This window comes from Gilliamella bombicola, from assembly GCF_900094945.1.
GTDB classification, from domain to species: Bacteria; Pseudomonadota; Gammaproteobacteria; order Enterobacterales; family Orbaceae; genus Gilliamella; species Gilliamella bombicola.
Window position 1 is genome coordinate 92,857 of the sequence record NZ_FMAQ01000002.1, and the last position, 15,528, is coordinate 108,384.

14 protein-coding genes and 1 pseudogene are annotated in these 15,528 nt (G+C 33.7%); 11 read left to right on the plus strand and 4 right to left on the minus strand.

The window, feature by feature from the left end; genetic code table 11:
* Positions 1-140: 140 nt before the first annotated feature.
* Positions 141-515: an integrase core domain-containing protein gene (locus GA0061081_RS02480; RefSeq protein ID WP_174786708.1), complete on the minus strand. Its 375-nt coding sequence runs from the start codon at positions 513-515 to the stop codon at positions 141-143.
* A 127-nt stretch (positions 516-642) separates the two neighbouring features.
* Between GA0061081_RS02480 and GA0061081_RS11265 the strand changes: the two are divergent.
* The 4 genes and pseudogenes from GA0061081_RS11265 to GA0061081_RS02495 all read left to right on the plus strand — a co-directional run.
* Positions 643-714, plus strand: a pseudogene (locus GA0061081_RS11265) (riboflavin synthase); the annotation flags it as partial.
* 101 nt (positions 715-815) lie between these two features.
* A complete protein-coding gene (locus tag GA0061081_RS02485) occupies positions 816-1,370 on the plus strand; it encodes a YbhB/YbcL family Raf kinase inhibitor-like protein (protein ID WP_091346782.1) in 555 nt (184 codons plus the stop codon).
* A gap of 25 nt (positions 1,371-1,395) precedes the next feature.
* Complete coding sequence (locus GA0061081_RS02490; RefSeq protein ID WP_091346783.1) at positions 1,396-2,178, plus strand: AraC family transcriptional regulator; 783 nt, start codon at positions 1,396-1,398, stop codon at positions 2,176-2,178.
* A 214-nt stretch (positions 2,179-2,392) separates the two neighbouring features.
* Positions 2,393-3,244, plus strand: a complete 852-nt coding sequence (locus tag GA0061081_RS02495) for a carboxylate/amino acid/amine transporter (protein WP_091346785.1) — start codon at positions 2,393-2,395, stop codon at positions 3,242-3,244.
* A gap of 13 nt (positions 3,245-3,257) precedes the next feature.
* Here the strand turns inward: GA0061081_RS02495 and GA0061081_RS02500 are convergent, their stop codons facing one another.
* Positions 3,258-4,217, minus strand: a complete 960-nt coding sequence (locus tag GA0061081_RS02500; RefSeq protein ID WP_091346786.1) for an AEC family transporter — start codon at positions 4,215-4,217, stop codon at positions 3,258-3,260.
* A 10-nt stretch (positions 4,218-4,227) separates the two neighbouring features.
* Positions 4,228-5,001: a peroxide stress protein YaaA gene (yaaA, locus tag GA0061081_RS02505; RefSeq protein WP_091346788.1), complete on the minus strand. Its 774-nt coding sequence runs from the start codon at positions 4,999-5,001 to the stop codon at positions 4,228-4,230.
* Positions 5,002-5,075: 74 nt separating this feature from the next.
* On the opposite strand from yaaA, the gene GA0061081_RS02510 reads away from it, so the two are divergent.
* Together GA0061081_RS02510 and rnz are read left to right on the plus strand one after the other, a co-directional pair.
* A complete protein-coding gene (locus GA0061081_RS02510) occupies positions 5,076-5,303 on the plus strand; it encodes a YccJ family protein (RefSeq protein WP_085247933.1) in 228 nt (75 codons plus the stop codon).
* Positions 5,304-5,309: 6 nt separating this feature from the next.
* The gene (gene rnz / locus GA0061081_RS02515) at positions 5,310-6,227 is read left to right on the plus strand and encodes a ribonuclease Z (RefSeq protein WP_091346790.1); all 918 of its coding nucleotides are present in this window, start codon (positions 5,310-5,312) and stop codon (positions 6,225-6,227) included.
* A gap of 57 nt (positions 6,228-6,284) precedes the next feature.
* On the opposite strand, the gene argE is transcribed toward rnz, so the two are convergent.
* The gene (gene argE / locus GA0061081_RS02520; protein WP_091346792.1) at positions 6,285-7,442 is read right to left on the minus strand and encodes an acetylornithine deacetylase; all 1,158 of its coding nucleotides are present in this window, start codon (positions 7,440-7,442) and stop codon (positions 6,285-6,287) included.
* A gap of 267 nt (positions 7,443-7,709) precedes the next feature.
* Here argE and GA0061081_RS02525 point away from each other — a divergent pair, with 267 nt between their 5' ends.
* The 5 genes from GA0061081_RS02525 (at position 7,710) to GA0061081_RS02545 (ending at position 15,413) form a co-directional block, all read left to right on the plus strand.
* The gene (locus GA0061081_RS02525) at positions 7,710-8,231 is read left to right on the plus strand and encodes a DUF2867 domain-containing protein (RefSeq protein WP_091346793.1); all 522 of its coding nucleotides are present in this window, start codon (positions 7,710-7,712) and stop codon (positions 8,229-8,231) included.
* 267 nt (positions 8,232-8,498) lie between these two features.
* Complete coding sequence (locus tag GA0061081_RS02530; RefSeq protein WP_091346795.1) at positions 8,499-9,572, plus strand: HlyD family secretion protein; 1,074 nt, start codon at positions 8,499-8,501, stop codon at positions 9,570-9,572.
* Between the two features lie 13 nt (positions 9,573-9,585).
* Positions 9,586-12,384: a ribosome-associated ATPase/putative transporter RbbA gene (rbbA, locus tag GA0061081_RS02535; protein WP_091346796.1), complete on the plus strand. Its 2,799-nt coding sequence runs from the start codon at positions 9,586-9,588 to the stop codon at positions 12,382-12,384.
* 5 nt (positions 12,385-12,389) lie between these two features.
* Entirely contained in the window at positions 12,390-13,520 is a 1,131-nt protein-coding gene (locus GA0061081_RS02540) for an ABC transporter permease (protein WP_091346798.1), read from the plus strand.
* 909 nt (positions 13,521-14,429) lie between these two features.
* Positions 14,430-15,413: an AEC family transporter gene (locus tag GA0061081_RS02545; RefSeq protein WP_085246551.1), complete on the plus strand. Its 984-nt coding sequence runs from the start codon at positions 14,430-14,432 to the stop codon at positions 15,411-15,413.
* The last annotated feature ends 115 nt before the right edge of the window (positions 15,414-15,528 follow it).

The window sequence follows — 15,528 nt, forward strand, 5'->3', positions numbered from 1 at the left end:
TTATGCCATAATTAATCATTTTTGAGGATCTTTGTTTTAGATAACGGCATTTAAGAAGGGGATATTTAATTTAATTATTAATATATTGTAAAGTATAGGAAAATTTCGTGATGTTTACACTTCATAATTAACATAATCCTCTAAAACTCATAAGACGTTTTCTCTGAAATCGCTTTATGCGGTTTAACCATATTATAATAGTTAATAAATCGCTTAAGTTTTTGTTGTCTATCTTTTGAATCTTCGAATATTTGCAGATTATGCCACATCGCCATTAAAGTTCGTATGACTCTTTCTGCTTTTCTATTCGTTTGCTGGCAGGCAGGTTTTGTAAATTTTTGATTGATAGGATGATTATTACATGTTTTAACAAATAGGTATTCACATGTATCTTGATATTCACGCCCATTATCGGAATAAATACATTCAATGGTATAAGGACATTGGGCTAACACATCATTTTGTAAAAAATAGTGCTGAGCTAAATTGGGATTTATCGGAGTAAATGATCGCATAGAGCTTACGTGAAAAATCATCGATACCAACGAATAAATAGTCTTTAGTTTGTTGTTTCGTTTCATTCTTAAGTAAAGGTAAAGGTTTGGTATCAACTTTAGATGAAAAAAAGTATAGGACAAAGTCAACATTGAAATTGACTCACAAACTCAAGCCATTGTTGATACTGTTGAACGAGTATTAGTCGCAAGAGAATGATAATATTAATCGAATTTGTGTCATATTTAAGCTAATTTGTGCTGATTATAGATTGAAAATTCCTTATGATGGCTTTTATTTAATAGTCAAAAGAGGCTAACATGCGTATTTTTTACAAAGCGAAAACCATTATTTATAGTACATTATTATTGAGTACAAGTTGCAGTTATGCGGCACAATTACAATTAACTAGCACTGATCTTGTCGATAGCGGGTTTACTGCTCGATTTATATCCAATCAATTTGGTTGCCAAGGCGAAAATATATCCCCGCAAATTTCATGGCAAAATCTACCCAAAGCGACAAAAAGTTTAGTATTAACTATGTATGATCCTGATGCACCAACGGGTTCTGGTTGGTGGCATTGGGTGATTGTTAATATTCCTGTACAAACGTCGTTTATTAAACAATCAGCAGGAAATAATCCCAATTTATTACCTAAAGGAAGTAGGTTAGTACGTAATGATTTTGGCGTGATAAATTACGGTGGTCCATGTCCTCCGCTAAATTCGACTCATCGATATCAATTTACACTTTATGCACTAGACATTGATCACATTGAGGTTGATGAACAAACCACACCAGCTCTAATTGGTTTTATTGCTAATTCGCATCAAATAGCGAAGGCAGATATGATTTACTCCTACTCACGTTGATATTGGTTAATAGGCTATTAGGATTATGGATTTTGCTTCAATTGGTCGAGTGACTTATATAACACAACGTTGTAATCAAACCCTAAAGCAGATTCAAAGCAATGATCCAATGATTGTCTATGTCATAAATGGCGAAAAACAGATTGAATGTGAGGGCGAATATTTTAAGGTAAAAACAGGTCAATTAGTCCTAATTCCAGCAGGTAATTTAATGAATATCAATAATTTTTATATTGATGATAAGGATTATCAAGCCATCTGTTATTCTTGGCATGCACAGTTACTAGACCAATTTGCTTTATCTCATCTTTATCAGAGTAGTCAAATTCTTAAAAAAATTAAAGTTGAAACAATATTACCTGAAACTTTTATTACTCGATTAATACAGATTAAAACAGAATTATTGAAACATAATCAATGCAATTCTAATCTTGTTAAACATTTATTTATTGAATTATTAATCAGATTATCTGCATTTGGTGTGTATTTTCCCCTGAATAATAACCCGAAAATTAGCCAAAAAATTCGCGAAATTATTAACCAGCAGCCAGACAAAAAGTGGCAGGCAGCAGAAATTGCTAAACAATTTGCTATGAGCGAATCAACTTTACGGCGACATCTTGCTTTAGAAGGATATAATTTATCCAAAATTATCTTAGATATAAGAATGAATTTTGGTTTAATGCTGTTACAAACTACCCAAAAAACGATCCTACAAATTGCCCAAGAAGTGGGATATGAATCAGGCTCTCGTTTTGCTTTTTACTTTAAACAACGTTTTGGATTTTCACCAAAGAGGCTACGTTAGTTAATTTTTATCTATAACATTTTAATTTTATTTATTGAATTGTTTTTTATGCATGTTCATTACCATGGTTTCTCAAATTACTGTATATAGCGCTAGCAATCCCTACAGATTGTCAATTATTTTATCATAGTAATCAATTTTTATGATATAAAGTTTACAAGTGTTAAGCCAATTGATACGATCTATATCTAGTTATTTTTTATATTCATCAATTATGCTTTATCTTATTTTTGTGACAATTATTTGGTCATTCTCATTTAGTTTTATTGCGGTTTATTTAAGTGGACAAGTTGATGCTTGGTTTGCTGTTGTAATGCGAGTGCTATTTGCCTTTATGACTTTTATTCCATTTTTACGTTTTAAAAATATTCGTTTTAAGCAGATGTTGCTTTTAATGGGAGTGGGGGCATGTCAATTAGGGATTATGTACTTTTTTTATTATAATTCTTTTCAATATATTTTGGTGCCTGAAGTCCTGTTATTTACTATTTTTACACCAATTTATGTCACAGTTATTTATGATTTATTGCAGCATCATCCATTAAGGCTTAGCTATCTTTTAATGGCAATTATTGCGGTAATTGGCGCAGCTATTATTCGCTATGATCATATTAGTGCTAATTTTATTATTGGTTTTTTATTGATCCAGGGTGCTAATATCGTTTTTGCATTAGGTCAAGTAGGATATAAAAGGATTATGGAAGTTTATCCAATGCCCCAACATCAAGCTTTTGCGTGGGTTTATTTAGGGGCTGTGGTTGTTGCTATTTTAGGCTGGCTGTTGTTTGGTGATGCATCAAAATTACCAACAACTAGTTTGCAATGGGGAATTATTATTTGGCTTGGAATAGTGGCTTCTGGTGTGTGTTACTTTTTATGGAATTATGGTGCAACCAAAGTGGATTCGGGCACTTTGGCTATTATGAATAATGCGGTTATCCCAACAGGGATTTTGGTGAATGCGGTGATTTGGCATCAATCCATTGATTGGGGAAGATTTTTAATTGGTTGTACAGTTATTATTTTTGCCTTAATTTTGCATAATAAGTTTAAACGTATTAAATGATACTCAATCAATATTAAGCAAAAGGTAACTGCAACATAATAGATAAAATCAATGGCGTTGTGATAGAAGACAGCGTCGTTGATATTAGCAAACTAGAAGCAATAGGGCCTTGCAACACTTCAAACTGCCTTGCCATCATATAACAATTTATCGCAATTGAAACTGAACTGAGTAATACCACCACTTGCAATTCTAAAGTTGGTAGTCCGATAAGTTTGCCTAAAATATAAGTAACAACAGGTAACACTGTCAATTTTAATGCACAGATAGCTGTTGTAATTAAAAGTTTATCGCAAATTTTATATTCAGCCAGTCCCATTCCTAGAACAATTAATGAAAGAGGGGCGGTCATCTCACTCACCATTTTGGTTGATTTATCGATAAAGTTAGGTAACGGTAAACCAATAAAATTCACTACAATGCCTGTAAAAATTCCAATAATAATGGGATTTTTTGAAACATTTTTAAAGGCTTTAACAATCCCTTTAGTTGAAAATTTCCCCATTTGCACAAATTCAATAGAAACCGTCGCAAGCGTCCATAAAATTAATGCATTAAAGATAACGACAATGGCAACAATGGGGATGGCATCATCGCCTAATAACATTTTAATAATAGGAATACCAACAAACACTGTATTGGTGTAAATACTACCCATAGCAAATATTGTGCTTTCTGAGCCATTTAACTTAAATATTTTTGATGCAATTAAGCAGCCAATTGCAAATACGATAAAGGATCCACCAAAAAAGACGAATAACAGTTTTATATCGATTTGCGAATGTTCAGAAAAATGGCTCATGATCTGAAACAGCATGATGGGAAATGCAATATAAAAGGTAAATTTGGTTAAGCTATCGGTGACTGTTTTTTGCCAACGACCTAGTTTAACCGCTAAAAAACCCAATAAAATTAGCATAAAAAGGGGCAGGGTAGATAAAAACTGCGCCCATAATGTAGTAAGAAATTCCATTGTTATTATGTTATTGATGATTGCGTATGAAGTACCATTCTAAGTCAGTTGAGCGTTTTGAATCAAATTGATAGCCTTCTAGATTAAAACTTTTAATATCGTCACTCTTTTCAATGCAATTTTTTATAATGTATCGACTCATCAGTCCGCGTGCTTTTTTAGCATAAAAACTGATAACTTTATAAGTATCTTTGCTTTGATCTAAAAAGATGGGCTGAATAATAGTTGCGTTTAATTGTTTTGGTTTGATCGCTTTGAAATATTCGTTTGAGGCTAAATTGATTAATGTGCGATGTGATGATTTGGCTAATTCGCTATTAAGGTGTTGAGTTAATTTATCGCCCCAAAATTGATAAAGATTAGTATTATCGCCATTTTTTAAGCGGATCCCCATTTCTAAACGATAAGGTTGAATTAGGTCAAGTGGTCTTAAAATACCATAAAGACCTGATAATATTCTTAAATGAGATTGTGCAAACTGTAGATCTTTATCAGTAAAATCTTCAACATGTAATCCTTCGTAAACATCACCTTTAAAAGCAAGTATGGCTTGTCTTGCATTTTCAAGATTAAAATCACTATGCCAATTTTTGAATCGTTCATAATTGAGTTCGGCTAATTTTTCGCTAATAGACATTAAATTAGCCAAATTCTCAATACTTAATTTTTGGCAATCTTCAATGAGTATTTTAGTTGAGTTAATAAATTGAGGTAATGTATGATTTTGGGTTAATAATGGTGATTGGTAATCCAAAGTTTTTGCTGGAGAAATAATTGTTATCATAACGTATAGAGCCTATTGTATTTTGCAATAAATAGGTTTATTTTACATCTAATTCAATCCAAAGGAGTAGCAAAATGAACATCGATAAAAAAGAAATACATGATATTAAATCTTGGGCTTCTGTTCGTGAAACCTCGATTGAAATTGCAGAGGCGATTTTTGAGCTAGCTAACCATGATGAAAAACTTGCCGAACAAATTTGGTCGGAAGGTAGTGATGAAGTGTTGAAACTCGCGTTTTCTAAAACCAAAGCCGATAAGTTGTTCTGGGGTGAGCAAACTATTGAGCGTAAAAATGTTTAAATCTTTATGAATTTAACTTTCTTAGGGACAAGTGCTGGTTCCCCAACAGCAGAGCGCAATGTAAGTAGTATGGTACTTGATCTGAGACAAGAGAGGGGTAAGTTATGGCTTTTTGATTGTGGCGAGACAACTCAGATGCAAATGCAAAAAGCCAAATTTAGCCTTGCTAAACTTGAGATCATTTTTTTAACGCATTTACATGGTGATCATGTATTTGGGCTACCGGGTGTTTTAACATCCCGTTCTTTGATGCAAAATCAATCACCTTTAACATTGATTGCTCCGAAAGGAATTAAACAGCTTGTCGAAACAGTTATTGAAATTAGCTATTCTTGGTTAACCTATCCGCTCAATATTATTGAACTTGAAGAAAATGGCATTGTTTTTGAAGATAATCAGTTTCAAGTTGAAGCTAAACTGCTAAAACATCGTGTGCCGTGTTTTGGTTATCGTATTATTGAAAAAGATCTACCAGCTCAGCTTGATATCGATAAATTAAAGCAAGCTAATATTCAGGCTGGTTCTTATTATAGTGATCTAAAAAAAGGTAAAACGGTAACTTTAGATGATGGGCGCATTATTCGTGGAGTTGATTATCAAAGTAAAGTAAAAAAAGGCAAAAAGCTGGCTATTTTAGGTGATACCATACCTTGTCAAGCATCGATTGAGCTTGCTAATGATGTGGATTTGCTTGTTCATGAAGCAACACAAGAAAACGCACTAAAAGATAAAGCACTCGAACGTGGGCATTCTACAACCATTCATGCCGCAACCATTGCCAAACAAGCCAAGGCCAAGCGGCTTATTATGACTCATATAAGCCCTAGATATAGTTTGAATGATAATAAAAAGTTAGTTAATGAAGCAAAAAGTGTCTTTGTTAATACTGAAATCGCTACCGATTTTGCATCCTTTCACGTTTAATTAATCAAATTTTTTTATTAAACTTCGCCGAAGTTATCGGCGGATTGAGATAATTGACTAAAGACAAAAATCCTTAATTAGCCTTTCTATAGCTACTTTGGTTGGTTTTAAAAAGTCCATGGAAATAAACTCATCCGGTTGATGTGCTTGTTCGATTGATCCCGGCCCTAATACAATGGTCGGCGAGATTTGATTTAAGTATGGTGCTTCGGTGCTATAGTTAACCGTTTCGGCACTATGACCGACTAATTTTTCAATATGCTGTAATGCCGGATGATCTTTTTTACATTCGTATCCCGGAATTGGCGCAACTTCATACTGTATCTCGATTCGATTTGGGTATTTATCCATAACGGGTTGTAGTGCTTCACAAAGCGCATGATAAAGTGAATCAACATTGTTATCGGGCAATACACGAATATCAATCACAAGCTCACAACAACCACAAATACGATTGGCTGCATCGCCACCATGAATAACACCTAAATTTAGGGTAGGGTAAGGTACGCTGAACCCGTCATTATGATATTGTTCTTTAAATTTTTGTTTTAGTACTAACAAGCGTTCAATGACTAAATTCATCACTTCGATAGCGTTAATACCTTTATCGGGATCGCTCGAATGTCCTGATTTACCAATTACTTTAATGGAATTAGAGATAAATCCTTTATGCGCACGAATTGGGATTAACGATGTTGGTTCACCAATGATAGTGCAGTCAGGCAATAGCTTGGTATTCCTAGCAAAAAATGCCGCACCAGCCATTGATGTTTCTTCATCGGCAGTGACAAGGATATAAATGGGTTTAGTTAACTTTTTAAGATCAATATCACGCAGAGCATCTAAAATAAAGGCAAAAAATCCTTTCATATCGGCGGTACCAAGTCCATACAGCTTATTATTTTCTTCGGTTAGTTTAAAAGGATCTTTAGTCCACTGCCCATCGTCAAACGGAACAGTATCACTGTGTCCACTTAACAATAACCCGCCTTGTGTTTTATTTTCGCTGTTTGAATAAGTAGCTAACATATTATATTTATGGCGAGTATTAGGAACGGGTTGGATATCAATAACAAAACCTAAATCTTCAAACCAACTGGCTAACTTATCGATAAGTGGTTTGTTAGAATAATCTAATTCCTCATTAGTAACGTTACTAATTGTAGGTGTTGAAATTAATTCATTATATAGTGTTAAAAAAGATGGTAGCGTCATAAATGCACCTTTAAATGACAAATCGAAGATATACTTTTAATAATGTTATAAGCATACCATTTACATTATTTTTTGCATACAACTAACCACTTTGTTTCAATTAATGTTTTATGTTTTGATAGTATTCAATATGTACATTAACTAATGTATAGTTAGCTGATTATGAGTTAAATTGACTGCTAAATTTGTTGAATGTGGTGTTTTTTATGACTTTTATTCATGTTTTAGATAAGCATTTTATATAATAGGAGGAAGGGGAATAATTATATGAAAAATAAACAAAACAATATCATAAAAGTACGGCAAACATTACCTGATAATGTAAGCTTTATTGCAGAAGAAATTGATTATTTAGATTGTCAAAAAAAAGATATTTCTAAAAAATTGACAGCCTATGAAGCTTATAAAATGATGACATCTTATCAACCTAGATGGCTAAAAATACTTTTTAAAATAAGGGATTGTTTAGTGAAATTAATCGGTGTCAAAGCGATTAATGGATTTGATAGTTCTGCGGAAAATAAGCATCAACCAGACGAAATCAATATGGCTGATTTTTTTACCATAACAGAGGAAACCAACGATAAACTGACATTAGTTGTAAAAGATTGCCATTTAGATGTATGTGTTTGTATTCGTGTTGTAGATAAAGGTAATGACATAAGTAAAAATACAGTATATTTAATTGCATCAGTTAAAAATCACAATATTTGGGGGAAATTATATATGTTACCCGTTGCTATTTTACATCCTTATATTGTTAATAAATTATTTGAAAATATAAAATAATAAGTCATTTATTATAAATAACTTATCAAGTTGTAATGAGCATATCAGCTTTATTGCATAATATAGTGATGTTATTAATTTCAAATCTATAAATAAAATATAAAACCATCCTGCTTAATTTTTTAGCTTTTATTGCGATTGTTTTATGAACAGATATTATTTGCCATAAACATTTGATACTATCTAACCAATACAGTCAAATAACCTTTAACGATTTGTTATTTCGTTAAGATTTTCCATAAATCGTTTTAAAAAATAAGGTATTATATGAAAAATATAAGCAGGAAATGGATTGTTATTGCAGTTGTTATTATTGCTATTATTTTTATTTTATGGCAACAATTGAAGACAGATGGCTATGGTTCGAATTTTGCTAGTGGTAATGGACGCATTGAAGCAACCGAAATTAATATTTCAGCTAAATTAGCTGGTAGAATTGAAAAAATTAATGTTGATGAAGGCGATTTTGTTAAAGCTGGCCAACCACTTGTGGTTATGCAGACTGACACCTTACAGGCACAATTAAACGAAGCACAAGCGCAATATGGGCAAGCAATCAGTAATGAGGCTAGTGCTCAATCACAAGTTGAATTAAAAATGAGCGATAAAGTCTCCGCTCAATCCGGTGTAAGTCAACGTGAAAGTGACTTAGATATTGCATCTAAACATTTACAGAGAACTACTGCGCTTTATCAAAAAGGTGCATTGTCCATCCAACAATTTGATGATGATACCGCTAAATTTAATAGTGCTAAAGCAGCGTTAGATTCAGCAAAATCTCAAGTTACAGCGGCAGATGCTGCTATTGCTGTTGCTAAGGCCGGTGTTGATAGTGCTAAAGCCGCTATTAATGTTGCCAGCGCTAATATAAGACAAATTCAAGCTGATATTGATGATAGTACTTTAATAGCGCCTGTTGATGGTCGTATCCAATATCGTATTGCTCAGTTAGGTGAAGTTTTACCATCGGGTGGTAAAGTACTAAATTTAGTTAATTTATATGATGTTTATTTAACTTTCTTTTTACCTGAAACTGTTGCGGGTAAGGTGGCTATTGGTGATGAAGTCAGGCTTATTTTAGATGCGTTACCAGATAAAGCGATTTCAGCTAAAATTTCGTTTGTTTCAAGCGTTGCCCAATTTACGCCAAAAACCGTTGAAACAAAAGATGAACGTCAAAAATTGATGTTTAGAGTTAAAGCACAATTAAGCCCTGAATTATTAAAATGCTATATTACTCAAGTTAAAACTGGTTTACCAGGTGTGGCTTGGGTTAAACTTGACCCTAAAACGCCATGGCCTGCTGGTTTATCTGATATTGCAAAATGTCCAACCGAATAATTGGAGATAGCAAATGTCAGATTCAGACAATAAAAATTTGGTTTTATTAAACGAAGCTAAATCCATTGATGATGCAGTGGTAAAAGTAAGCAATGTCACACTGCATTACAAAAAAAATTGTGCGCTCAATAATATTAATTTAGCCATTCCACCTCGATGCATGGTGGGCTTTATTGGGCCTGATGGCGTGGGTAAATCGAGTTTATTATCGCTGATCGCTGGTGCGCATGTTATTCAAGAAGGATTAGTGTATGTTTTAGATGGAGATATGAAAGATAAGTCGCACCGTAAAAATGTTTGTACACGCATTGCTTATATGCCTCAAGGGTTAGGTAAAAACCTTTATCCGACTTTATCTGTTGAAGAAAATTTGCAATTTTTTGCTCGTTTGTTTGGTAATGATGCGGTTGAGCGTCGTCGCCGTATTGATGAATTAACGCGTAGTACTGGATTATATCCATTTTTATCAAGACCGGCAGGGCGACTATCTGGTGGTATGAAGCAAAAGGTTAGCTTATGTTCTGCGTTAATTCATGATCCGGATTTGTTAATTCTTGATGAACCCACAACGGGGGTTGATCCACTTTCCAGAGCCCAATTTTGGCAGTTAATTAACAAAATTCGTAAACAAAGACCGCAAATGAGTGTGATTGTGGCAACCGCCTATATGGATGAAGCCCAAAACTTTGATTGGTTAGTTGCGATGTATGGCGGTAAAATTCTTGAAACTGGCACACCAAAATCATTACTAGCTAAAACAGGAAAAAATAATTTAGATGATGCATTTATTCAGCTCATGCCAGAAAACGCTAGACAAGGTTATCAAACTGTCGAAATTCCACCTTTAGATCTTAATAAAGATTTGCAAACAGCCATAGAAGCAAAAGATTTAACTAAACAGTTTGGTAATTTTATTGCAGTTGATCATGTTAATTTTTCAATTAAACAAGGTGAAATATTTGGTTTTTTAGGCTCAAATGGCTGTGGTAAATCAACCACCATGAAAATGTTAACGGGTTTATTACCGATTTCATCAGGTGAGGCATGGTTATTTGGTAAACCGGTTGATGCCAGTGATATTAATGTTAGGCGTCATTTAGGATATATGTCTCAAGCATTTTCTTTATATAGTGAGTTAACAGTCAAACAAAATTTAGTTCTACATGCGCGTCTGTTTGGTATTGAAGAAAGTAAAATTTCCGCTCGCGTTGAAGAATTACTGAAACGTTTTGGTTTAGAACAAGACGCACAAAATCTGCCCGATAGTTTACCTTTAGGGGTAAAGCAACGGCTTTCATTGTCAGTTGCCGTTGTGCATAATCCGCAAATTCTTATCCTTGATGAACCAACATCAGGCGTTGACCCCATTGCTCGCGATGATTTTTGGCGTTTAATTATCGAACTTTCTAGAAAAGATAAAGTAACGGTATTTATCACAACTCACTTTATGAATGAGGCCGCAAGATGCGATCGAATTTCATTAATGCATGCGGGTAAAGTATTAGCAAGTGATACGCCAGATAACATTATCAGCTCCAAAAATGCTAAAACATTAGAGGCGGCCTTTATTCGTTATCTTGTTGATGCAGGGGCTGATGATAGTAATGCAGAAGAACGCTCTGTTGAACCGCCAAAAGAAATACTCAATCAAGCAACAAAAACCATACTAAATCATCACCTTCAAGGATTTAGTCTTACCCGTATGATAGGTTGTCTATGGCGTGAGACTCTTGAATTATCTCGTGATCCTTTGCGAGCATTATTAGCGTTATTAGGCTCAGCAATTTTAATGTTGGTTATGGGATATGGCATTACGATGGATGTTGAAGATCTGCGTTTTGCTGTGCTTGATCGCGATCAAAGTGTAATCAGCCAAAATTATACTCTAAATTTGTCAGGCTCTAAACGTTATTTTATTGAAAGGGCACCTATCACTGATTATAACGATATGGATGCGCGGTTGCGCAGTAATGACATTGCTTTAGCGATTGAAATTCCACCAAATTTTGGTCGTGACATACAACGAGGCGATCCCGTTGATATTGCCATTTGGATTGATGGGGCAATGCCACTACGTGCCGAAACAATCAAAGGCTATGTGCAAGGCATGCATCTTGCTTGGTTAAGTGAAAAAGTAAAAGAAGTAACAGGAAAATCCTCAACTAGCTTGGCAAATATAGAAACAAGATACCGTTATAATCCTGATATTAAAAGCTTACCTTCTATGGTGCCGGCGGTAATACCTATTTTATTATTAATGATTCCATCAATGCTGGCAGCTTTATCGGTCGTGCGTGAAAAAGAGATGGGTTCGATTATCAATTTATATGTAACACCAGTAACTAAAGCTGAGTTTTTGCTAGGCAAACAAGTGCCTTATATCATTATTTCTATGTTTAGCTTTTTATTATTGTTATTTATGGCAATCACCATTTTTGCTGTGCCTGTAAAAGGAAGTTTGTTTACTTTGTGCCTAGCTGCATTTGCTTACTGCATTATTTCAACGGGTTTTGGCTTGTTGGCTTCGACTGTCACCCGTAGCCAAATTGCCGTTATCTTTTTAACTTGCGTAGGGACAATGTTACCAGCAATTCAATTTTCAGGATTGCTCAACCCTGTCGCATCTCTAGAAGGCGGTGGCCGTTATATTGGCGAGGTTTATCCAACAACGCATATGCTAATTATTGCTCGTGGTGTGTTTAATAAAGCGCTTGGTTTTATCGATCTGCATAATTCAATATTTGCTTTATTGATCACAATCCCTATTGTATTGGGTGCCAGTATTTTTCTCCTTAAAAAGCAAGAGGGATAGATATTATGCAAAGTTTAATTAATATTTATCGCTTAGGGATTAAAGAGTTATGGGGGTTATTGCGTGATCCTATCATGTTGCTATTAATTGCCTATTGCTTTACCTTTGATATTTATATTGCTGCAACGGCAACTTCTGACTCGTTACATCATGCCTCGATTGCCGTTGTTGATGAAGATAACTCACCCTTATCAAGACAAATTATTACAGCCTTTTATCCGCCAATGTTTAATACTCCTGTTAAATTATATTCAATGGATGATGTCGATCGTGGTATGGATACAGATAATTATACGTTTGCTTTAAATATTCCGCCTAATTTTCAGCGTGATGTGCTAAATAATCAAAATCCAGAAATTCAACTCAATATTGATGCAACAAGAATGGGGCAAGCGTTTGTCGGAAATGGTTATATAACACAAATTATTACTGGTGAAGTGACTGAATATGTCAACCGTTACAGTAAGGTAACAAATTTGCCAGTTAATATACAAGTGCATACCGCCTTTAATCCTAATTTAACGCGATCTTGGTTTGGTTCTGTCATGGAAATTATCAATATTGTGACAACATTATCTATTATTTTAACTGGTGCTGCTTTAATGAAAGAGCGTGAACATGGTACGATTGACCATCTTCTTGCCATGCCTGTTACTCCTTTTGAAATTATGATATCCAAAGTATGGTCAATGGGACTTGTGGTATTAATATCAACTTGGGTAGCGTTGTTACTTGTTGTTCATAGTTGGCTAAATGTACCAATTGCTGGTTCGGTAGCTTTATTTTTGATTGGTGCAGCGCTACATCTTTTTGTGACAACGTCACTTGGTATCTTTATGGCAACCGTAGCAAAATCTACTGCGCAATTCGCAATGTTACTTATTTTAATTTTGTTACCATTACAAATGCTATCAGGGGGGAGTACTCCGCGCGAAAGTATGCCAGAAATTGTGCAAAATATTATGATGTTTGCCCCAACAACGCATTTTGTTGAATTAGGACAGGCAATATTGTATCGAGGTGCTGGCTTAAGTGTAGTTTGGACTTCGTTTGCATGGTTATTGGTAATTGGTACCGTGTTCTTTTTAATTGCTTTAAGGCGTTTTCGTAGTTCAATTGTGAATATGGGATCATAGCATTTATATAATTTGGTACATCAGTGTATGATGCGATTTTTTAGCCAACAACAACTATTAATTGTTCTTGTAAATATTGGCACAACACCGCTTGCCCATTTATAATGAAAAAAGAAACTCTATTCTAGCTATTGAATAATAGCGCTTAATTACTATTTGGGCAAAATGGTGTTTATCGATAAAAATAAAAAGCTAAATAAGCTTTTTAAGCTAAAATTAGTTTAAATGGGATTACACATTTTACAATGTGGCATAAATGATTTACATTATGTTAATTATTAATTGACTATTAATAAGCAAATTTTTATATATTGTTTTCTCTTTTTATCTTCATTATATAAATATCAGCAAAATATCTTTATAGCAGTAATTTGATATAAAAAAATTAAATCAATTAATTAAATTTGATTTTAGTAGTTTTTATAGCAAATAAAGTATGACGAAAACTGTTATTTAAAGAATTTTAGTGCAATATTAATTTTTACCATACTTTAACATTTGTTATTTTTTTTCACTTATTTGTTGTTTTTTAAAGAAATAAATTGCTATTTTTAGTAAATATCGAGCCAAATTTTCGTGTTTTTTTGTTTTTTTAAGACAGTCGAAAGATCTTGGTTGACACAAGGTCTATAAGAATCAGTATAATGCTTTCAAGTTACTATATTTTCATTGAAATATAACAAAAGGTTCCTATATTAATAATGTCTTTTATTAAGCATACTAAATGTGAAATAGCATTTAATAATAACAATTTACAACAAAAAGAACGCTGTTTTGCATGTAATAAAATATATGCGATTTTGTAATCACTTATTTTAGCTAGGTCTATAAATATAATCTCTAATCTGAAGTTACCGGCCATTACCGAATTTGTCTTTTAAGTAATATTATTTTAGGAGTTTTAAAAAAATGAATCTAATCTGGTCAGCAGTTGGACAAGTTGTTAGTTCTTGTCTTCCGGTTTTTTTGTTAATTTTTCTTGGTTGGTTCTGTGTACAACAAGGAATTTTTTCGAAGGATTCTAAAAAATTATTATCTGGACTGGTATCAAACTTTGTCTTTCCTGCATTGCTTTTTGTGCATACTTCTCATGCTAAACCGTCGCAAATATTTAATGGTATTTGGATGATTGCCTTTTTCTGCACTATGTCATTTTTATGGATAATTTGCTTTTTAACCAATAAATACATTTTGCATAAAGAGTTAAAATCAACAGCAATGAATGCAATGCTTTGCTGCTTTCCCAATATGGGCGGAATGGGGGTGCCTTTTTTAACGTTGATGCTTGGGGCAGCATCTACCATTTCGGTCGCGATTGCTAATTTTGTTGTCGCATTATCATTGATTCCAATGACAATCTTCTTATTAGAACTCTGTGATACTAAATTATCTGGCGGTAAAGTCACCGGCGATATGATCTTTAGTGCAGTAAAAAACTCGCTCATGAAACCGATGTTTTTAGCTGTGATTTTAGGGCTAATTGTTAGTGTCACCGATGGAACTCAATGGTTACCTCATTTTGTATTTAACACTTTTGATATTATGTCAAATGCCTGTAACTTTATTTCGCTTATTGCGGTCGGTGTTGGTATTCATGGCGTTAAATTGAAATTATCTAAACCATTAATGGTCAATATTGTATTGAAAAGTTTTATTACGCCAATTGTTGCACTTATTGCCGTATATTTATTTGGTATCACAGGGATGGAGGCTGAAGAGCTAGTATTCCTATTGGCAATGCCAACGGCATCAACAGCAGTTATTTTGGCTTATAATTGGAATGTTGAGCAAGAACAAGCATCAAGCATTTTCTTTGCATCAACGGTTCTATCTATCTTTATTTTACCAACTTTATTACTTATTATGGATTTCACCATTCCTGGTGTTGCTTAATAAATAAAGGCTAGATAAATGCCCTTGTTTTATTTGACTTAAACGAGGGCATTTTATTACTTATTACACATTTCTTGTAAGCGACTTTCCCTTAATTGCAATACAACCTCAGAAT